The sequence below is a fragment of the Streptomyces sp. NPDC058240 genome (assembly GCF_042882135.1).
Taxonomy (GTDB): domain Bacteria; phylum Actinomycetota; class Actinomycetes; order Streptomycetales; family Streptomycetaceae; genus Streptomyces.
Map to the genome: position 1 here is coordinate 37,264 of NZ_JBHVWT010000035.1, position 20,734 is coordinate 57,997.

A 20,734-nucleotide genomic window follows, 5' to 3' on the forward strand; every position below is an offset into this window, starting at 1 on the left:
AGCCGGGCGGATCAGACAAACGGGAACGGTCGCCCCCACCCACCACGGCACAAGGGTGCTCGACCACACCAGGAGGCAAAGTGAACGGCGATCGGGACGAGATCCGCGGGGGCTGGAACAAGCCCGTCGACGAGTCGTCCGACGCGGAGCCCGCCGAGATGACGGGTGAGTTCACCATCGACTACACCCCGCCCGCCTGGTACACGCAGAACGCGCCGGGGGACTCGTCGGGCGGTGCCGGTACGCATCTGGCGCCTCCGCCGCCGAGCGGAGCACCGCTGTCCGTGCCCGCGCCGCCCTCCGGGGGCGGTTTCGACTCCGACTGGACGCCGGCGCCGCCCGCGCCCATTCCCGCGCCGCCCATTCCCGCGCCGCCCGCGCCCGCCGCCCCCATTCCGGCGCCGGTTCCCGCCCAGGCCTCGACGGGTGACGCCGCGCCCGCTCCCGCGGGCGGCAACACGGGGGATTCCGGCGGTGCGCCGGACCCGTTCGGGGGCGGCGACGTGGAGAGCGGCTCGACGATGCGCTTCTCGCCGGCCTCGTTGAAGCGGCAGATCGCGGAGATCGAGGGGCGTTCGGCGGACGTGGCCGGGGACGGGGACGGGAGCGATGCCGGGGACGGGTCCCGGGCCGCCTCGGGGTCGGGTGTCGCCGAAGCCCAAGCCGGTACCAGTGCCGGTGCCGGTATCGGTGGTGCTGACGGTGGCTCGGGTACGGGCGAGGCGCCTGATTCCGGCTCTGCTCGGACCTCCGACGCCTCCGCCGAGGAGCCCGCTGCCGCTGCCGCCCCGGACTCCGGCACGGACCCGGCCGATGCCCCGGCGGACGGGCCGCAGGACTCCGCGCCCGCCGACGCCGTCGCGGATGCGGCGCCCCAGGACGTACCGCCCGTCGGCGTACCGCAGGGTGCCGTCGCGCCCGTCGCGCCGAGCCCGTGGGCCCCGGCACCGCCGCAGGGCGGTCTGCCGCCACTGCCGCCCGCCTTCCAGCCCGCCGCGCCGCAGCCCACCGCGCCCCAGCCGGCCCAGCAGTGGCCCGCTCCGGGCCCGACCGGCCAGGCGGTTCCCGGCGGCTACGGATTCCCGCAGGGCCAGGCGCCGCAGCAGCAGCCGCAGGCACCCATGCCGCCGCAGAGCGGTTACGGATTCCCGCAGCAGCCCGGTCCCCCGGCTCAGCAGACCCCGTCGCAGGGCGGCTACGGCTTCCCGCAGGGCCAAGTGCCGCAGCAGCCGGGCGCACCCCTGCCGCCGCAGGCTCCGCACCAGCCGCAGGCACCTCAGCCGCCGCATACACCTCACGCACCCCAGCCTCCGCAGGCCGCCCAGGTGCCTCAGCCGGCCCAGCCGTCCCAGGGTGCTCAGTGGCCCGCGCAGCCGGGCGCACCCCTGCCGCCGCAGGCCCCCCAGGGCGCCCTGCCGCCGGCCCAGCCCGCGCCCCACCTCCCCGCGCAGGCCACCCCGCAGCAGCAGGCCCAGCCCCAGGCTCCCCAGCAGCCGCAGCCCCAACACCCGCAGCAGGGGCAGCCCGTGGACCCCCGCACCGGTGGTGCCTGGCCGACCCCGGTCACGCACGATCAGCGCGAGCGTTCCGTTCCCGGCGCCCCGCTCGGGTACACGGCGGCCGTGGAGCTCTCCTCCGACCGGCTGGTCCGGGGCAAGCAGAAGGCGAAGAGCAGCCGCAACCCGTCCGGCGCGTCCCGCTTCAAGCTGGGCGGCAAGAAGGAGGAGGCCGAGCGGCAGCGCAAGCTGGAGCTGATCCGTACGCCCGTGCTGTCCTGCTACCGGATCGCGGTCATCAGCCTCAAGGGCGGCGTCGGCAAGACCACGACGACCACCGCCCTCGGCTCGACCCTGGCCACCGAGCGGCAGGACAAGATCCTCGCCATCGACGCCAACCCGGACGCGGGCACGCTCGGCCGCCGGGTGCGCCGCGAGACCGGTGCCACCATCCGCGACCTGGTCCAGGCGATCCCGTACCTCAACTCGTACATGGACATCCGCCGGTTCACCTCACAGGCGCCCTCCGGTCTGGAGATCATCGCCAACGACGTGGACCCGGCGGTCTCCACGACGTTCAACGACGAGGACTACCGGCGCGCGATCGACGTGCTGGGCAAGCAGTACCCGATCATCCTCACCGACTCGGGCACCGGCCTGCTCTACAGCGCGATGCGCGGGGTGCTGGACCTCGCCGACCAGCTGATCATCATCTCCACGCCGTCGGTCGACGGCGCGTCAAGCGCGTCCACCACGCTGGACTGGCTCTCCGCGCACGGCTACGCGGACCTCGTGCAGCGCTCCATCACCGTCATCTCCGGGGTCCGCGAGACCGGCAAGATGATCAAGGTCGACGACATCGTGCAGCACTTCGAGACGCGTTGCCGGGGCGTGGTCGTCGTACCGTTCGACGAGCACCTGTCGGCCGGCGCCGAGGTCGACCTCGACATGATGCGTCCCAAGACCCGCGAGGCGTACTTCAACCTCTCCGCGATGGTCGCCGAGGACTTCTCCCGCGCCCAGCAGCAGCAGGGGCTCTGGACCTCGAACGGCTCCACCCCGCCGCCGCAGTACGCCCCGCCGATGCCCGGACAGCAGCAGTACCCCCCGCAGCAGCCGCAGCAGCCGCAGCCGTACCCGCCGCAGCAACAGCAGCCGTACGGTGGCCAGCAGCCCCTGCAGCCCTACCCGCCGCAGCCCGGCCCGGCCAGGCCGCAGCAGAACGGCTGGCAGCAGGGGCAGCCCGGCCGGCCGGGACAGCCGGTTCCGCCCGAGCTGCAGGGTCCCGTCCCGCCCGCCGGATGGCCGCAGCAGCCGCCGCCAGCGCCTCAGCAGTAAGGCATCAGAGGTCTGAACCAATGAGGGCCCGCACCGTCTCCTCGGTGCGGGCCCTCTGCACATTCCCGCAGCCCACACGCCGTTTCGATGACCGTTGACGCAGCTCGACCACCGCTGATAAACCTTCGCTTCACCAGCTGGCGAACCACAGATCAACCCGCCTTCTCCGTGCGAGTCATGACGCGAGGTCCCTGACCATGGTCGAAAGAGTTCCACCACGCTCCGCCAAGCCACGCTCACGTCTGCGTGTCCTCCTGGCCTCCGGTGCCGCCGCACTGGCGCTGGCCGCCGGATCCATCGTCCCGGGTGTGCCGCTCGGCGCCGCGCCTCAGCAGGCGCAGGCCGCCGACAGCGGAAAGTCGACACTGACCGTCGCCGTCGCACAGAGCGTCGACTCGCTGAGCCCGTTCCTCGCTCAGCGGCTCATGAGCACCAGCATCAGCCGGCTCATGTACGACTTCCTCACCAACTACGACCCCAAGGACAACCACGCGATCCCCGGCCTCGCCACCAAGTGGGAGCCGTCCGCGGACAAGTTGACCTGGACGTACACCATCCGTTCCGACTCCAAGTGGTCGGACGGACAGCAGGCCACCGCCGAGGACGCGGCCTGGACGTTCAACAAGATGATGACCGACGAGGGCGCCGCGCAGGCCAACGGCAACTTCGTCGCGAACTTCAAGAAGGTGACGGCTCCCAGCCCGACGCAGCTGGTCATCCAGCTCAAGGAGCCGCAGGCCACCATGGCGGCACTCGATGTGCCGATAGTGCCCAAGCACGTCTGGGAGAAGGTCGGTGACTTCTCCAAGTTCAACAACGACAAGACGTTCCCGATCGTCGGCAACGGGCCGTTCATCCTGACCGACTACAAGGTCGACCAGTATGTGAAGCTCAAGGCCAACAAGGACTTCTGGCGCGGCAAGCCCAAGTTCGACGAGCTGGTCTTCAAGACGTACAAGGACCAGGACGCCGCCGTCGCCGCACTGCGCAAGGGCGAGGTCTCCTTCGTCGCCGGCTCCCCCGCGCTGACGCCCGCCCAGGCCGCGTCCCTCAAGGGCGAGAAGAACGTCAAGGTCAACGAGGGTCCGGGCCGCCGCTTCTTCGCGCTGGCCACCAACCCGGGCGCGCAGACCAAGGACGGCAAGAAGTTCGGCAACGGCAACAAGGCCCTTCTCGACCAGAAGGTGCGCCAGGCCCTGTTCCTGTCCATCGACCGCAAGACCATCATCGACAAGGTCTTCCAGGGCCACGCCGTCGAGGGCCAGGGCTACATCCCGCCGCGCTTCTCCGCGTACCACTGGCAGCCGACCGCCGATCAGAGCCTGGCGTACGACCCGGCCGAGGCGGCCAAGCTGCTCGACGAGGCGGGCTACAAGCTCAAGGGCGACCAGCGGGTCGGCAAGGACGGCAAGCCGCTCGACCTGCGCATCCTCTGCCATGCGACGGACCCGAACGACAAGGCGATCGGCAAGTACCTCAAGGAGTGGTGGGGCAAGCTCGGCATCGGCCTGAAGGTCGACTGCCTCGACGACGTCTCCGTGCCCTGGTACGCGGGTGAGTACGACCTCGCCTTCGACGGCTGGTCCGTCAACCCGGACCCCGACTTCGTCCTCGGCATCCACACCTGCGCCGCGCTGCCGGCCAAGGCGAAGGACAGCGCCCCCACCGACAACTTCATCTGCGACAAGAAGTACGACGAGCTCTACAAGAAGCAGCTCGCCGAGTACGACCCGGCCAAGCGTGCCGAGATCGTCAACCAGATGCAGTCGTGGCTGTACGACTCCGGGTACATGAGCGTCATCGCGTACCCGAACGCGGTCGAGGCGTACCGCACCGACCAGATCAAGTCGATCACGACCATGCCCGAGGCGGCCGGCAACATCTACGGCCAGGACGGGTACTGGAGCTGGTGGTCGGCGGCTCCCGCGTCCGGTGACGGTTCGGACAGCTCCGGCGGGTCGGGCTCCGCCGGCGTCGTCATCGGCATCATCGTGGTGGTCGTGGTGCTCGCCGGTGGCGGGCTGTTCATCGCGAGGCGCCGCCGCAACACGGCGGACGACCGCGAGTAATCACTCGGACGGGTCGAGAGAGGGGCCGACCGGGGAGCACCCGCCCCGTCGGCCGGCCCCTCCACGTGCAGCACGAGTAACGAGAGTTCCCCATGACAGCTGAAAGCACTCCGGCGCTCGTGCAGATCGCGGACGCGGACACCGACGGCGCGGCTCAGGCCGGCCCGTCGGCCGCCCGCGGTCCACGGGCGCGCAACACCAAGGCATATCTCCAATACGTGGCGGCCAAGATCGCGGGAGCAGCGGTCTCGCTCTTCGCCGTTCTGGTCACCAGCTTCTTCCTCTTCCGGCTCATTCCCAGCGACCCGGTGAAGCAGATGACGGGCGGCCGGCCCGTATCCGCCGAACAACTCCAGTCGCTGAGGCACCAGTTCGGCCTCGACCAGCCGATGTGGCAGCAGTTCACGTCGTACGTGGGAGACGCCCTCACGGGCGACTTCGGCACCTCGTTCCAGTTCCACGCGCCGGTCATCGACAAGATCACCGAGGCGCTTCCGGCGACCCTGCTCCTCACCGGCACGTCGTACGTCCTCTACACCGCGCTCGGCATCTGGCTCGGCACCCGTACCGCCTGGCGCAACGGCTCCCTGAGCGACCGCTTCAACACCGCGTTCGCGCTCACGCTCTACTCGGTGCCGTCGTTCTGGCTGGGCCTGCTCCTGATCATCGTCTTCGCGGTGGGCATCGGCCCGATCCCCGGGATGTTCCCGACGGGCGGTCTGGAGTCGGGCAACGAGACCGGGTTGGCCTACGTTCTCGACGTGGCGCACCATCTGGTCCTGCCGGTGATCACGCTGGTCGCGGTCGGGTACGCGCAGACGCTCCTGGTGATGCGTTCCTCGCTGCTCGACGAGATGGGCAGCGACTATCTGACGACGGCCCGCGCGAAGGGGCTGCGGGACGACGTCGTGCGCCGCAAGCACGCCGTGCCGAACGCGATGCTGCCGACCTTCACGCTGATGTTCGTGAACCTCGGGCATGTGGTCGCCGGACAGATCCTGGTGGAGACGGTGTTCTCCTGGCCGGGTCTGGGCGGCCTCTTCTACCAGGGGCTCAGCGTGCCCGATCTCCCACTCGTACAAGGGCTGTTCTTCGTCTTCGCCACCGCGGTGATCCTGGCGAACACCCTTGCCGATGTGCTCTATCCGCTGCTCGATCCCCGGGTGGGCCGATGACGACCGAATCCATGCCCACGCCCACGAAGGCGGAGACCGCGCAGAATCCGCGCGCCCTGGCCCGCGCGCGCAAGCGCCGGTCCATGGCCCGCTTCTGGCGGGAGTACCGCGGCCACCGGAGCGGACTGTGGGGGCTGGCCGCGCTCGTCACGATCGCGTTGGTCGCCCTGTTCGCGCCGCAGCTCGTCGGCGCCGACTCGCAGAGCGTCACCGGTGCCCCCGGTGGTGCCCTGGAGTCGCCGAGCGGCGAATTCCCGCTCGGCACCGACCAGTTCGGCCGGAGCGTGCTGGCACTGCTGGTGTGGGGCACCCGGGTGTCGCTGACGGTCGGCCTGCTCGCGGCGTTCCTGTGCGTCGCCATCGGTACGGTCGTCGGCATCGTCGCGGGGCACTTCCACGGCTGGTACTCGACGGTCCTGATGCGGGTCACCGACTGGTTCCTGGTGATGCCGACCCTGGTCCTCGCCATCGCGCTCGCCACGGTGATGGACCGCTCGATGTGGACGGTCATCATCGCGATCGGGGTCACGACCTGGCCGACCACGGCCCGGCTGGTCCGGGCCCAGACGCTCGCCGTGGAGTCCCGCCCGTACATCGAACGCGCCCGCGCGCTGGGCGGCGGCCACGGGCACATCATGGCCCGGCACGTGCTGCCGAACGTGATGCCGCTGGTGCTCGCGCAGACCACTCTGGTGATCTCCAGCGCGATCCTCACCGAGGCCACCCTGGCCTTCCTAGGTCTCAGTGACCCGACCACCACCTCCTGGGGCGGCATGCTCCAGGACGCCCGCGAGGCGGGCGCGGTCAGCGCGGGCGACTGGTGGTACCTGGCACCGCCCGGCATCGCCATCGCCCTGGTGGCGCTGGCGTTCACACTGTGCGGCCGAGCCATCGAGTCCGTCCTCAATCCCAAGCTGGGGGTGGCCCGTTGAGCACGACGAGCATCATCCGGAAGACACCGCTTCTCGACGTGCGGGACCTCACGGTGACATACGCCGGCGGAGCGCAGGCCGTCCGTGGCGTGAACCTCTCCGTCGACGCCGGGCAGAAACTCGGCATCGCCGGTGAGTCGGGCTGCGGGAAGTCGACGCTGGCGCTCGCGCTGCTGCGGCTGCTGCCCGCCGGCACGAAGGTCTCCGGCGAGATCCTGCTGAACGGCGAGGATGTCCTCACCATGAAGTGGGGCCAGGTCCGGGCGGTGCGCTGGGCGGGCACGTCGATCGTCTTCCAGGGCGCGATGCACTCGCTCAACGCGGTGCACCGGATCGGGGAGCAGATCGCCGAACCGATCCTGCTGCACAAGAAGGCGACGCAGGCCGGGGCGGCGAAGAAGGCCGGCGAGCTGCTGGAGCAGGTGGGGCTGCCCGCCGCCCGCGCGTCCGCCTATCCGCACGAGCTCTCCGGCGGGCAGCGGCAGCGCGTGATGATCGCGATGGCGCTCGCCTGCGACCCGGGGCTGATCATCGCGGACGAGCCGACCACGGCTCTCGATGTGATGATCCAGGCCCAGATCCTGCGGCTGATCGAGCAATTGGTGTCCGAGCAGGACCTCGGTCTGATCATGATCAGCCATGACCTCGCGGTGCTCTCGGACACCTGCGACCGGCTCGCGGTGATGTACGCGGGCCGGGTCGTCGAGGAGGGCCCGGCGTCCGAGGTCTACGAGAACGCGCACCATCCGTACGGCAAGGCCCTGTCCGGCGCGTTCCCGCGCATCGGCGACCCGGCCTCCCGGTTCGCGCCCCGCGGGCTGCCCGGCGATCCGCCGGACCCGTCGGCGCTGCCCGGCGGCTGCACCTTCCACCCGCGCTGTCCGGTGGCCCTGGAGTCCTGCACGACCGAGGACCAGGAGCTGCGGGTCGCGGGGCCGGAGCGGCGGGCCGCCTGTGTGCTGGTGGAGCCGGGGGCGGTCGCCGTCCCGGCCCGGCCGGGCGCCGAGGAAGCAAGGAGCACACCATGAGCACCACCACTCCCCTGCTCAGCGCCGAGGGGCTGGAGGTCACCTTCCCCGGCCGGCGCGGGGCCGCCCCGGCGCGTGCCGTGGACAGTGTCGACCTGGACATCCACCCCGGCGAGATCGTCGCGCTGGTCGGCGAGTCGGGCTGCGGCAAGACGACGCTGGCGCGCTCCCTGCTGGGCCTGGTCCCGCCGACGTCCGGGCGGGTCACCTTCGGCGGCAAGCCGCTCGACTACGCGAGCCGGGCGCTGAAGACGTACCGCAAGCGGGTCCAGCTGGTGCTCCAGGACCCCAGCGGTTCGCTCAACCCGAGGCACACGGTGTACGACGCCGTCGCCGAGGGCCTGCGGATCCATGGATACGCAGGGGACGAGCGGGAGGCGGTCGCCGGGGCGCTGTCACGGGCCGGGCTGCGGCCGCCGGAACGATTCTTCCTGCGGTATCCGCACGAGCTGTCCGGCGGTCAGCGCCAGCGGGTCGTGATCGCGGGCGCGCTGGTCCTGGAGCCCGAACTGATCGTGGCCGACGAGCCGGTGGCCTCGCTCGACGCCTCGGTGCGCGGCGAGATCCTCGCCCTGCTGCTGCGGCTGCGGGACGAACTGGGCCTGTCCGCGCTGGTGGTCACGCACGACCTCGGCCTGGCGTGGAACATCGCGGACCGGGTCGCGGTGATGTACCTCGGACGGATCGTGGAGACCGGCAAGGTGGAGGAGATCCTGACGGCTCCTCAGCATCCGTACACCCGGGCGCTGTTGTCGGTGCTGCCGGAGTCGGGGGACGAGCCGGTGATCCTGACCGGTGAGCCGCCGGACCCGTCCAGGGTGCCGTCCGGCTGCCGCTTCCATGCCCGCTGCCAGGTGCTCGCCTCGGGCGAGGCGGAACGGGCGGGCGTCGCGGAGGACTGCCGTACGAAGGATCTGCCGGTGCTCGCGGGCGGCGGGCGGACACAGGTGGCGTGCCACTGGGCCCTCGCCGCCGCGAAGGCCGGGACGTAGCGCGGCGGCGGTGCGACGAGGCGGGGCCGGGACCGTCGAAACGGTTCCGGCCCCGGTCGGGTACGAGGCGGGGTTCAGCCGCGCTCGTTCGTACGCGTGGAGATTCGGCCGCACTCGCACCCGGCGGTGGTTCGGCCCTGCTCGGGTGCGCAGAGGTTCAGCCGCGCTCGTACGCGGAGATCAGCTCGCTGCACCGCTTCACATCGGCGGCCATCGCCACGAGCAGCTCGTCGATCGAGTCGAACTTCAGCATCCCGCGCACGTACGCCAGGAAGTCCACCGCGACATGGAGCCCGTACAGGTCGAGGCCGATGCGGTCGATCGCGTACGCCTCCACCGTCCGCTCCGTGCCGTCGAACTGCGGGTTCGTGCCGACCGAGATCGCGGCGGGCATCGCCTCGCCGTTCACGTCCAGCCAGCCCGCGTAGACGCCGTCGGCGGGGATCGCGGTGTGCGGCAGCGTCTCCACGTTGGCCGTGGGGAAGCCGAGCTCACGGCCGCGCTGCGCGCCGCGGACCACGATGCCCTCGACCCGGTGCGGACGGCCCAGGATCTCGGCGGCGCCCGCGACATCGCCCTCGGCCACCAGTCGCCGGGTGAGGGTGGAGGAGAACGGCTCGCCGCCGCCCGCCTCGCCGCTCACATACAGGTCGATGACCTCGACGCGGTAGTCGTAGGTCTCACCGAACTCGGTGAGCAGCTGCACGTTCCCGGCCGCCTTGTGGCCGAAGCGGAAGTTCGGCCCCTCGATGACCAGCTGCGCGTGCAGCTTGTCGACGAGCACCTTCACGATGAAGTCGGCCGGCGCCAGCCTGGAGAACTCGGTGGTGAACGGCAGGATGAGCACCGCGTCCACCCCCAGCTCCGCCATCAGCTCGGCGCGCCGGTGGTGCGGGGCGAGCAGCGGCGGGTGGCTGCCGGGGCGTACGACCTCGCTGGGGTGCGGGTCGAAGGTCACCACGACCGACGGCACGCCCAGCTCACGGGCGCGCTCCACGGCCCGCCCGATGATCAGCTGGTGCCCGCGGTGCACCCCGTCATAGGAGCCGATGGTGACGACGCTGCGTCCCCAGTCCTGGGGGATGTCCTCCAAGCCACGCCAGCGCTGCACTCTGACCGCTCCTCGCCCGAACCTGTGTACGTGGGTTTGTCTCTTACGCAGGTCTAAGACTGCCATGCTCACGCCGCGCGGCCTGCATCGGCATCGTCTTCGGGCTTCCCAGCGCCTCCACGGTCCGCCGTGCGCTCGGGCCGACGAGCGTCGCCCATTCCTGCGGGGCGTCAGCCAGCCACCCAGTGATCAGGGCGGCGAATCCGGGCAGCTCACGGGCGAGTTCGACCAGCCGGCCGTCGAAGCGGACCGCGCCCTCGGGGGTCCGGACCAGCAGTGTCCCGGTGCGGTGGACCAGGGCGCGGGTACGGGCGGGGGCACGCCCGCCGGAGCCGGCCGCGGCGGCCCGCAGCAACGCGTCGAGCACGGCCGGATCCCGGTGGGCCTCCTGCTCGAAGTCCAGCAGGACCTCCAGCAGCTGCTCCCTCAGCGGCCCGGAGGCGGGACTCCCGGGCGCGGCGAGCACCCCTGCGAGCGCGCCGCGTACCGGCGGCGGCACGGGGCGGTCCCGCAGCAGCCCGGTCACCAGGGGCAGCAGCAGGGCGCGGGCGGCGGGGCCGCGCTCCAGCCTCCGGTCGACGTACGAGGCCGGGTGCACGGCATCGTCCGGGTGGCTGTCGATGTAGGCGCGCACGAGCCCGGCGGTGTGCAGGGCGAGCGCGGGGGCGTCGATCCCGGCCAGCGCGCACAACACCTCGCCCGCCCCGTCGTCCGGCCGGGTGAGCCGCTCCCGGAACGCGGCGAGCACCGGTTCCGGGTGGGAGGGCAGCACGACGGCGAGCGCGTCCGCGGACGGCCCGGACTCCCCCGCGACGAAGGCCCGGAGCGCCTGCGGGAGGTAACGGTCCCTGGTCCGCGGGTCCTGCACGAGGAGGGCGAGCGCGGCCCCGTGCAGGGCGGCGTCCGCCGGGCGGGCCAGCAGGGCCAGGGCCGATCCGCGCAGCAGCTCGCGGTCGGCGTCGAGGGTGGCGTGCGCCGAGGTGATCAGCGCGTACGAGGCGGCGGCGGTGCGGCGGGCGCGCCGGTCCTCGTCGTGGGCCCAGCGGTGCACGGCCCGGCACAGCGCGGCGGGCTCGTCCTCGGCCAGCGCGGTGAGCAGTTCCTCGGCCCGGGGGTGGGGGGTCGAGACGAGTGCGTCGGTCAGATCGTCGACGGCCAGGTCCCGGCGGGCGTAGAGGAGCGCCTGGGCGGCGGCTCCCACGGTCGGCCGCATCGCGTTCCCGTCCCCGGCGGGAAGCGGGCGCTCGTCGGTGAACCAGCCGCAGAGCAGTGGCTGCACGGTCCTGGGCCGGTCGACGAGCCGTCGCGCGACGGCGTCCAGGAACCGTTCGCCGCCGTCGCCGTCGGGGTACGTGCCGCAGGAGCGGTCGCGCTCGGCACGGGGCTCGCCGCGGGGCGGGCCGTCGGCGGGGACGAGACGCCGGAACAGATCGATCCGGTCCTCCTCGGGCAGCCTGAGCCGCCGCCAGAACCACGGCCCGAACGCGGCGTACGACCCCGGGCCTCCCGGGGAGCCCGCGGCGGCCCGGCGCACGACCCGGCCGGCCAGGAGCCGCAGCACGCCGAGGTACGGCCGGGCGTCGGGCACCCGGAGCAGGGTCTCCGAGAGCAGACGGACCGTCCACCAGCGGGCGTCGTGACGTGGTGCGCCGTTCTCCCTGTCGTGGCCGGGGGCGGTACACAGGGCCGCGGCGCCGGCCGCCGCCCCCGCGTCCACCTCCACCTTCGCCTCCACCTTCGCCTCCGCCTCCGCCTCCGCCGACAGCCGGTCCAGCGCCTCGATGAGGTCGGCCAGCTGGTGGGACAGGGCGGCGGGCCCCTGTCGGCGGCCCAGGAGCAGCAGGGCCTGGATCACCGGGCCGATGCGATGGCGCGGCACGGGCAGGGTGCGTGCCCCGGTCGCCGCCCGCGCCTGCACCGCCGCGTCCGGCAGGTCCGCACGGCCGGGCTCCGCTCGCGGCCCCGTGGGCACCGCCGCGGTCGCCTCGCGCCCCGTACACGGCCTCCTCGGCTGCGGAACACGGTGCTCGGCGCCCGTCGCCCCCGGCCCTTCGCCCGGCCCCTCCTGCGCGTGCCGGCGGTGGACCAGCGCGTGCAGCGCCGCGTCCACGTCCAGGTGGGCGCCCTGCACCCAGTCCCCCAGCTCCTCGTGCGCGAAGCGGTAGCCGGCGCCCGCCGGGACGAGCAGGCCCTCGGTGAGGACGGCCGACGCCCAGCCCGTGCGCCAGGGGAAGACCTCCTCGAACGCCGCCCGGCCCAGCTCCCCCTGCCCGGGACCCAGACAGCGCCGCGCCGCCTCGTGGACCTGCCCCGCCACCCGCGCGGCCAGCCTGCGGACCGCGCCGCCCCCCGGCGCCGGGCCGGACACCGCTGCGATCCGGACCGCGATCCGCAGGCACATCAGGTCCAGGTGGGCGCCGAAGACCTGCTCGGTGTCGGGCTGCCCGGCGACGTCCCCCGGCAGCGCGGCGCGCACCTCCGCGAGCAGGCGCAGGGTGAGCGGGTGCCGGTCGTGGCCGGGGGCGAGCGCTTCGGGCGGGATGGCGTACCGCTCCTTGGCCTGTCCTGCCTGGCCTGCGGTGAGCTCGCCCAGGCGGACCGCGGAGGGCAGCCGCCTGGCCGGCCTGGCGGGGCGGTGCAGCGCGCCGGGCGGGCAGAGCGCACCGGCCGTCTCCCAGTGCTCGGGCCCACAGGCGATCACGAGCCGCGCCCCGTGCCCCCGCAGCCATTCGACGGTGGCGGCGGTCCACCGGGCCGGCTCGTGGGCCAGCGCGGGAGGCATCTCCTCGGGGCCGTCCAGCAGGACGAGCAGCGGGCTCCCGGACTCCTCGGCCAGCCGGGCCACCCGCTCGGGGGTGGCGCTCGCCATGTCGCCGCCGGCTCCGGCGGCGCTGACGATCCGCCCGGCCCGGCGCAGCGTACGGGCGACGGCGTCGGCGACCGAGGTGTCGTCGGCCAGCAGATCGGCGCCGCGCAGCCAGAGGGTGGGCGCGGGTACCGGGCCGCGCGCCCGGCGGGCGGTGAGTGCGGCCAGTTCGGTGGTACGGCCGGTGCCCGGCGCTCCGACGAGACCGAGGACCACGGCAGGGCCGTCCGGTGCCGACGCGGCTCGGACCGGGCCCGCGAAGGCGGTGAACTCCGCGATGACATCCGGGCGTTCGACCGGATCGGGCCAGGCGGCGGGGCCGTCCGCCGAGCCGAGCGAGGTCGCGGTGAGGTGCAGGGCGCCCGCGAGATTCAGATCGCGTCCGTATCCGGGAACGCTCGTCGCGTTGCGCCGCAGCAGGGCGTCGAGCGGGCCGCCGGTGCCCGCTTCCCGGAGCGGCACGGCGAACCCCGCGCCCGCGTGCCCGGCGCGCAGCGCACTGCCCAGCACGGCGATGACCGCGCCGCTCTCCGGGTCGAGGACGGGCCCGCCCACGGCCGCGCCGCCGAGCCGCAGGGCGTCCCTGCCGTCCGTACCGAGCGCCAGCTCCAGCGCCGCGCCGATCAGGTGGGAGTGGCCGTTCGCGGTGTACGTCACGTCAGCCGTGCCGAGCACCCGGGCCTCGCGCCAGCCGTGCGCGGCGATCGTCACATACGTACCGGCGTCGATCCGGTCCCGCCGGGCGATCGGTACCGGCTCCACGCCCAGCTCTCCGGGCCCCGCGGTGTGCAGCAGGGCGAGATCCAGCTCGGGCAGGGCGGTGATGTCGTCGGCCTCGACGGTGCGGCTGCGACCGCCTGTTCCGTGCAGGACGAGCCGGGTGGTGCCGTCGACGGCTTCGTGACTGGTGAGTACCGTGCCGCGGTCGTCCGCGATGAATCCGGTCCCCCGCGGCCGGCCGGCCGGATCGCAGATACGTACCAGCGCTGCCCGGTCCCCGCTTCCCATGGTCCGACGTTAGGTCCGATGATCACCGCATGGGCCACTCGGAGTAAAAGCGCCCCCGAATGCACCCCCGTTTCACTCCGAGCGCCTGCCCATTGGGGTGAATTGATGGCGTCCGGTGGACAGACCATGTGGGGGGATCGTGGAGCGGGCGCAGGGACTGCCCCGCCCGCTCCACGATGCGGGTCCCGAAGGACCGGTCCGCCCGTCAGGCGAATACGGCGAGGCTCTTGGCCTTGCCCTTCTGCTCCTCGACGAGGACCAGGAACCGCCCGTCGGGCCCGAAGACGCCGACCGGTCCCGGCGGGAAGGCCGGCATGTCCAGCCGCACGCCGTTCAGCAGCAGCTTGGCGCGCTTCTCGTCCACGTCCCAGCGGGGGAACGCCGAGGCGGCGGCCTCGGCCACCGGCATCACGGTCAGCTCCTCCTGGTGCTGGTCGAGCGTCCGCGCCGCGTCGAGGCCGTAGGGACCGACCCGGGTGCGCCGCAGCGCGGTCAGATGCCCGCCGACGCCGAGGCCGGCGCCGAGGTCCCGGGCGATCGCACGGATGTACGTACCCGAGGAGCAGACCACCGAGACGACCAGGTCGACGACCGGCGTGCCGTCCTCAGCGACCTCCGGGCGGACGTCGTAGACGTTGAAGGACGAGATCGTCACCGGCCGGGCCGGGATCTCGAACTCCTCGCCGCCGCGCACCCGCGCGTAGGACCGCTTGCCGTCGATCTTGATGGCGCTGACCTTGGACGGCACCTGCATGATCGGTCCGGTCAGGGCGGCGACCCCGGAGTCGATGCCGTCCCGGGTCACACCGGACGCGTCGGTGGACGAGGTGATCTCGCCCTCCGCGTCGTCCGTGATGGTGTCCTGGCCGAGCCGGATCGTGCCGAGGTACTCCTTCTCGGTCAGTGCGAGATGGCCCAGCAGCTTGGTGGCCTTCTCGACACCGAGCACGAGAACGCCGGTCGCCATCGGGTCCAGCGTGCCGGCGTGGCCGACCCGGCGGGTCCGGGCGATGCCGCGCATCTTGGCGACGACGTCGTGCGAAGTGAAGCCGGACGGCTTGTCGACGATGACAAGGCCGTCCGGCGTTTTCTGCGATGTCATTCGGAGGCGGCGTCCTCGTCGTTCTCGTCGTCCGCCTTGCGGTACGGGTCGGCACCACCGGCGTACGTGGCGCCCGAGGACGCCTCGCGCACCCGTGCGTCCGAGGCACGCGCCCGGTCGAGGAGGTCCTCGATCGCCTTGGCGTTGCCCGGCAGGGCGTCCGCCACGAAGGCCAGGGTGGGGGTGAACTTCGTCCCCGCCGCCGCTCCGACCGCCGAACGCAGGATGCCCTTGGCGCTCTCCAGACCGGCTGCGGCGCTCGCCCGCTCCTCGTCGTCGCCGTAGACCGTGTAGAAGACCGTGGCCTCCCGCAGGTCACCGGTGACCCGGGTGTCCGTGATGGTCACGTGCGTACCCAGACGCGGGTCCTTGATACCCCGCTGCAGTTTCTCGGCGACCACCTCCTGGATGAGGTCCGCCAGCTTCTTCGCCCGCGCGTTGTCGGCCACTGGTCCGTCTCCTTCTTCGCCTTGCTCAATCGTCTTCGTCGCTGTGTACCCGCCGTCGTACGGACAGCAGCTCCACTTCCGGGCGTGCGGCCACCAGCCGCTCGCACCGGTCCAGAACATCTGTGAGGTGTCCGGTGTCCCCGGAGACCATGGCAAGCCCGATCTCGGCCCTGCGATGGAGATCCTGACCGCCCACCTCCGCCGCGCTCACCGCGTATTTGCGCTGGAGCTCGGCGACGATCGGACGGACGACTGAGCGCTTCTCCTTCAACGACCGTACGTCGCCGAGAAGCAGATCGAAGGACAGTGTCCCCACATACATGTGTGTCCGGATGTCCCGCCGGTTCGGGTTCGCGCCCTGCCAGTGCTTGGCAGGGACACCAGAACCGTACACGGAACGGCCGGGGCCGATCGACGGAAATACGACCCGTCGACCGGCCCCGACTGTTGAAGAGAGATCCGGGGGTTGCCCCCGGAATTCCCCGTGGATCAGCCTCGCGGCTTCTCGCGCATCTCGTACGTCGCGATGACGTCGTCGATCTTGATGTCGTTGAAGTTTCCGAGGTTGATACCGCCCTCGAAGCCTTCGCGGATCTCGGTGACGTCGTCCTTGAAGCGGCGCAGACCGGAGATGTTGAGGTTCTCCGCGATGACCTTGCCATCGCGCAGCAGGCGCGCCTTGGTGTTGCGCTTGACCTCGCCGGAGCGGACCAGCACACCGGCGATGTTGCCCAGCTTGGACGAGCGGAAGATCTCGCGGATCTCCGCCGTACCGAGCTCGACCTCTTCGTACTCCGGCTTGAGCATGCCCTTGAGGGCCGCCTCGATCTCCTCGATGGCCTGGTAGATCACCGAGTAGTAGCGGACGTCGACACCCTCGCGCTCCGCCATCTGCTGGGCACGCCCGGCAGCGCGGACGTTGAAGCCGATGACGATGGCGTCGGAGCCGGTCGCCAGGTCGATGTCCGACTCGGTGACCGCACCCACACCGCGGTGCAGGACCCGGATGTCGACCTCGTCGCCGACGTCGAGCTGGAGCAGCGAGGACTCGAGAGCCTCCACCGAACCGGACGCGTCGCCCTTGATGATGAGGTTGAGCTCCTGGACCAGACCGGCCTTGAGCGCCTCGTCCAGGTTCTCCAGGGAGAACCGGACACCCTTGCGGGCGAAGTTGGCGTTGCGCTCACGGGCGGCACGCTTCTCGGCGATCTGACGGGCCGTACGGTCCTCGTCGACCACCAGGAAGTTGTCGCCGGCACCCGGGACGTTGGTGAGACCGAGCACGAGGACGGGGGTCGACGGACCCGCTTCCTCGACGTTGTTGCCGTTGTCGTCGAGCATCGCCCGGACACGGCCGTACGCGTCGCCGACCACCATCGTGTCGCCGATGCGCAGCGTGCCGCGCTGGACCAGGACGGTCGAAACGGCACCGCGGCCGCGGTCGAGGTGGGACTCGATCGCAATACCCTGCGCGTCCTGCTCCGGGTTGGCCCGCAGGTCGAGCGAGGCGTCGGCGGTGAGGACGACGGCCTCCAGAAGGGACTCGATGTTGAGGCCCTGCTTGGCGGAGATGTCGACGAACATCGTGTCGCCGCCGTACTCCTCGGCCACCAGACCGAACTCGGTGAGCTGACCGCGCACCTTCGTCGGGTCGGCGCCCTCGACGTCGATCTTGTTGACCGCGACCACGATCGGCACGTCGGCCGCCTTGGCGTGGTTCAGCGCCTCGATCGTCTGGGGCATCACACCGTCGTTCGCCGCCACCACGAGGATCGCGATGTCGGTGGACTTCGCACCACGGGCACGCATGGCGGTGAACGCCTCGTGACCCGGGGTGTCGATGAAGGTGATCCTGCGGTCCTCACCGTTGACCTCGGAGGAGACCTGGTACGCACCGATGTGCTGCGTGATGCCGCCGGCCTCGCCCGCGACGACGTTCGTCTTGCGGATCGCGTCCAGCAGTCGGGTCTTACCGTGGTCGACGTGACCCATGACGGTCACGACCGGCGGACGCGAGACCAGGGCCTCTTCGCCGCCCTCGTCCTCGCCGAACTCGATGTCGAAGGACTCGAGCAGCTCGCGGTCCTCCTCCTCGGGGCTGACGATCTCGAGGACGTAGTTCATCTCGTCCGCGAGCAGCTTGAGGGTGTCGTCGGAGACGGACTGCGTCGCCGTGACCATCTCGCCGAGGTTCATCATCACGGCGACGAGCGACGCCGGGTTGGCGTTGATCTTCTCCGCGAAGTCGGTGAGGGAGGCACCGCGCGACAGACGGACGGACTGTCCGTTGCCGCGAGGCAGCATGACGCCGCCCACCGACGGGGCCTGCATGGCCTCGTACTCCTGGCGCCTCTGCCGCTTCGACTTGCGACCACGACGCGCGGGACCGCCGGGACGGCCGAACGCACCCTGTGTGCCACCACGGCCACCGGGGCCGCCGGGACGTCCACCGAAGCCGGGACGACCGCCGAAGCCACCGCCACCGCCGGGACGGCCTGCGCCGCCACCGCCGCCACCGGGACGACCGGCGAAACCGCCGCCACCGCCACCGGGACCGGCCGGACGGCCGGCGAAGCCACCGCCACCGCCGGGACGGCCTGCGCCGCCACCGCCGCCGGGACGACCGCCGCCACCGGGACCACGGCCACCGCCGGGGCCACCACCGGGACGCGGGCCGGCAGCGGGACGCTGCGGCATCATGCCCGGGTTCGGACGGTTACCACCGGGGGCACCGCCCGGACGGGGAGCCTGCGGACGGGGCATGCCGCCCGGAGTCGGACGGGCACCGCCCTGACCCTGGGGACGCGGAGCGCCACCGGGGCCGCCCTGCGGACGCGGGGCGCCCGGACGGTCCTGGCCGCCACCGGGACGCGGGGCGCCGCCGGGACGGGGCGCCTGCGGACGGGCCATGCCCGTCGAGCCACCGGAGGTGAAGGGGTTGTTGCCCGGACGGGGACCGGCCGGACGGGAGCCGCCGGGGCGCGGAGCGCCCTGGCCCGCGGGACGTGCGGGGCGGTCGCCGCCACGCTCGCCACCACGGCCGCCGTCGCGCTGGCCACCGTCACGCTGACCGCCGGCCGGGGCCGGACGGGCGGGACGGGGCCCGGGGGTGGCACCCGCGGGACGCGGGGCCTGCTGCTGCGGGGCAGCCTGCTGGGCCGGAGCCGGAGCCGAGAACTCGGCGGCGGGCACCGGAGTCACCGGAGCGGGCTTGGGCGCGGGCTTCGGGCCCGGACGCGGGCCGGCAGACGGCGCGGAAGGCGCTGCGGGGGTGCTGCTCACCGGGGCGGCGGGGGCCGGCTTGGGGGCCGGGGCGCCGGGCTTCGGGGCAGCGGGACGTGCCGCAGCGGCCGGGGAGGGCGCTGCGGGCTTTGCGGGCGTCGCCTTGCGGGGCGCGCCAGGCTTTGCAGCGGACTTGCCGGCGTTGCCGCCGGGCCCCTGCAGTGCGTCAGTCAACTTGCGTACAACCGGCGCCTCGATCGTCGAGGACGCCGAACGGACGAATTCACCGAGTTCTTGGAGCTTGGCCATGACGACCTTGCTCTCGACGCCGAACTCCTTGGCGAGTTCGTATACCCGGACCTTAGCCACTTCGCTCCTTTTAGGTCCGGGTTACCGCCGGACCGTCGCTACTTCATGGGCGTACTCATCGCGTACTCATCGAGTGCTCATCGCAATCTCGACCTACTTCCAACTCGCGAGGTACCTGACCGCACGGGGTCCCGTGCCGTTCATTTCTTACGGTGTCACCCGCTCGACGAACCGCTGCACTGCGGCGGGGTCGAACGGCCCCTTGGCCTTGAAGGCCCGGGGGAAGGCCCGGCGGCGAACCGCCAGGTCCAGACAGACGGAGGCGGGGTGTACATAGGCACCCCGGCCGGGCAGCGTACCGCGAGGATCGGGAACGCAGGCGTCCCCGTCCACGACGATGCGCAGCAACTCGCTCTTGGCCGCCCGCTCCCGGCATCCCACACAGGTTCGCTCAGGGCAAGCACGGGCCTGCGTCCGGCCAGACACGTCCAAGTCTACCTCCCCGCACCGACCTCACCCCTTTGGGGTAAAAATCGAACGGATGTTGTCGTGATCTGGGCGGCATGCCGCCCAGATGTATTCCCTGCGGGCCGGGTCAGCGGCGCTCGGACCGCTCACGGGCCCGCTCGGCCCGCTCCCGGTCGGCCACGTCGCGCTCGGCGTCGGTCTCGGTGTCCGGACGGATGTCGATGCGCCAGCCGGTGAGACGGGCGGCGAGGCGGGCATTCTGCCCCTCCTTGCCGATCGCCAGCGAGAGCTGGTAGTCCGGCACGGTGACCCGGGCGGACCGGGCACCGAGGTCGACGACCTCGACCTGGCTCACCCGTGCGGGCGACAGCGCGTTGGCGACCATCTCGGCGGGGTCGTCCGACCAGTCCACGATGTCGATCTTCTCGCCGTGCAGCTCGGCCATGACGTTGCGCACACGGCCGCCCATCGGGCCGATGCAGGCACCCTTGGCGTTCAGCCCGGAGCGGGTCGAACGGACCGCGATCTTGGTACGGTGACCGGCCTCGCGGGCGATCGCGCAGATCTCGACGGAACCGTCCGCGATCTCCGGCACCTCCAGCGCGAAGAGCTTCTTCACGAGGTTGGGGTGGGTCCGCGACAGCGTCACGGAGGGGCCGCGCACGCCCTTGGCGACCCGTACGACGTACGTACGCAGCCGCAGGCCGTGGGTGTACTCCTCGCCGGGCACCTGCTCCTGCACCGGCAGGATCGCTTCCAGCTTGCCGATGTCGACCAGGACGTTCTTCGGGTCCTTGCCCTGCTGGACGACGCCGGTGACGACATCGCCCTCGTGGCCCGCGTACTCACCGAACGTCTTGTCGTCCTCGGCGTCGCGCAGCCGCTGCAGGATGACCTGCTTGGCGGTGGTCGCGGCGATCCGGCCGAAGCCGGACGGGGTGTCGTCGAACTCCTTGGGCTCCTGGCCCTCTTCGAGGTCGGCCGGGTCCTCCTTCGCCCACACCGTCACATGGCCGCGCTCGTCGAGCTTCACTCGCGCGCGGCGGTGGCTTCCGTCGGTACGGTGGTAGGCGATGAGGAGGGCCGACTCGATCGCCTCGACGAGCACGTCGAAGGGGATCTCCTTGTCCTGTGCCAAGCCCTTCAAGAGCTTCACATCGATGTCCACG

14 protein-coding genes are annotated in these 20,734 nt (G+C 72.0%); 6 read left to right on the plus strand and 8 right to left on the minus strand.

Going from position 1 to position 20,734, the window contains the following annotated elements; all coding sequences use genetic code 11:
• Positions 1–80: 80 nt before the first annotated feature.
• The 6 genes from ACFVX4_RS32700 to ACFVX4_RS32725 all read left to right on the plus strand — a co-directional run bounded on the left by ACFVX4_RS32700 (position 81) and on the right by ACFVX4_RS32725 (position 9,030).
• Complete coding sequence (locus ACFVX4_RS32700) at positions 81–2,834, plus strand: SCO5717 family growth-regulating ATPase (RefSeq protein ID WP_389984322.1); 2,754 nt, start codon at positions 81–83, stop codon at positions 2,832–2,834.
• Positions 2,835–3,031: 197 nt separating this feature from the next.
• Positions 3,032–4,903 carry an ABC transporter substrate-binding protein gene (locus ACFVX4_RS32705; protein WP_389984325.1) on the plus strand — a complete coding sequence of 624 codons (1,872 nt, stop codon included), beginning with the start codon at positions 3,032–3,034 and terminating at the stop codon, positions 4,901–4,903.
• Positions 4,904–4,995: 92 nt separating this feature from the next.
• Positions 4,996–6,078: an ABC transporter permease gene (locus ACFVX4_RS32710; protein WP_389984328.1), complete on the plus strand. Its 1,083-nt coding sequence runs from the start codon at positions 4,996–4,998 to the stop codon at positions 6,076–6,078.
• Positions 6,075–7,010 carry an ABC transporter permease gene (locus ACFVX4_RS32715; RefSeq protein ID WP_389984331.1) on the plus strand — a complete coding sequence of 312 codons (936 nt, stop codon included), beginning with the start codon at positions 6,075–6,077 and terminating at the stop codon, positions 7,008–7,010. Before ACFVX4_RS32710 ends, ACFVX4_RS32715 begins: the two co-directional genes overlap by 4 nt.
• Entirely contained in the window at positions 7,007–8,038 is a 1,032-nt protein-coding gene (locus tag ACFVX4_RS32720; protein ID WP_389984334.1) for an ABC transporter ATP-binding protein, read from the plus strand. Before ACFVX4_RS32715 ends, ACFVX4_RS32720 begins: the two co-directional genes overlap by 4 nt.
• Complete coding sequence (locus tag ACFVX4_RS32725) at positions 8,035–9,030, plus strand: oligopeptide/dipeptide ABC transporter ATP-binding protein (protein WP_389984337.1); 996 nt, start codon at positions 8,035–8,037, stop codon at positions 9,028–9,030. The genes ACFVX4_RS32720 and ACFVX4_RS32725 overlap by 4 nt, the downstream gene beginning before the upstream one ends.
• 157 nt (positions 9,031–9,187) lie before the next feature.
• On the opposite strand, the gene ACFVX4_RS32730 is transcribed toward ACFVX4_RS32725, so the two are convergent.
• The 8 genes from ACFVX4_RS32730 to nusA all read right to left on the minus strand — a co-directional run bounded on the left by ACFVX4_RS32730 (position 9,188) and on the right by nusA (position 20,733).
• Positions 9,188–10,141, minus strand: coding sequence for a bifunctional riboflavin kinase/FAD synthetase (locus tag ACFVX4_RS32730; RefSeq protein WP_389984340.1), 954 nt, complete (start codon positions 10,139–10,141; stop codon positions 9,188–9,190).
• A gap of 43 nt (positions 10,142–10,184) precedes the next feature.
• Positions 10,185–14,015: a trypsin-like peptidase domain-containing protein gene (locus tag ACFVX4_RS32735; RefSeq protein WP_389984343.1), complete on the minus strand. Its 3,831-nt coding sequence runs from the start codon at positions 14,013–14,015 to the stop codon at positions 10,185–10,187.
• A gap of 205 nt (positions 14,016–14,220) precedes the next feature.
• Positions 14,221–15,117, minus strand: coding sequence for a tRNA pseudouridine(55) synthase TruB (gene truB, locus ACFVX4_RS32740; protein WP_389984346.1), 897 nt, complete (start codon positions 15,115–15,117; stop codon positions 14,221–14,223).
• Entirely contained in the window at positions 15,114–15,566 is a 453-nt protein-coding gene (gene rbfA / locus ACFVX4_RS32745) for a 30S ribosome-binding factor RbfA (RefSeq protein ID WP_266427452.1), read from the minus strand. The genes truB and rbfA overlap by 4 nt, the downstream gene beginning before the upstream one ends.
• 25 nt (positions 15,567–15,591) lie before the next feature.
• Positions 15,592–15,888: a DUF503 domain-containing protein gene (locus ACFVX4_RS32750; protein ID WP_389984350.1), complete on the minus strand. Its 297-nt coding sequence runs from the start codon at positions 15,886–15,888 to the stop codon at positions 15,592–15,594.
• A gap of 167 nt (positions 15,889–16,055) precedes the next feature.
• Positions 16,056–19,157, minus strand: a complete 3,102-nt coding sequence (gene infB, locus ACFVX4_RS32755) for a translation initiation factor IF-2 (protein WP_389984353.1) — start codon at positions 19,155–19,157, stop codon at positions 16,056–16,058.
• 147 nt (positions 19,158–19,304) lie between these two features.
• Positions 19,305–19,583, minus strand: a complete 279-nt coding sequence (locus ACFVX4_RS32760) for a YlxR family protein (protein ID WP_389984356.1) — start codon at positions 19,581–19,583, stop codon at positions 19,305–19,307.
• A gap of 109 nt (positions 19,584–19,692) precedes the next feature.
• Positions 19,693–20,733 (minus strand): transcription termination factor NusA, encoded by a 1,041-nt coding sequence (gene nusA, locus ACFVX4_RS32765; protein ID WP_266427444.1) that lies wholly within the window; start codon positions 20,731–20,733, stop codon positions 19,693–19,695.
• Position 20,734: the final 1 nt, after the last annotated feature.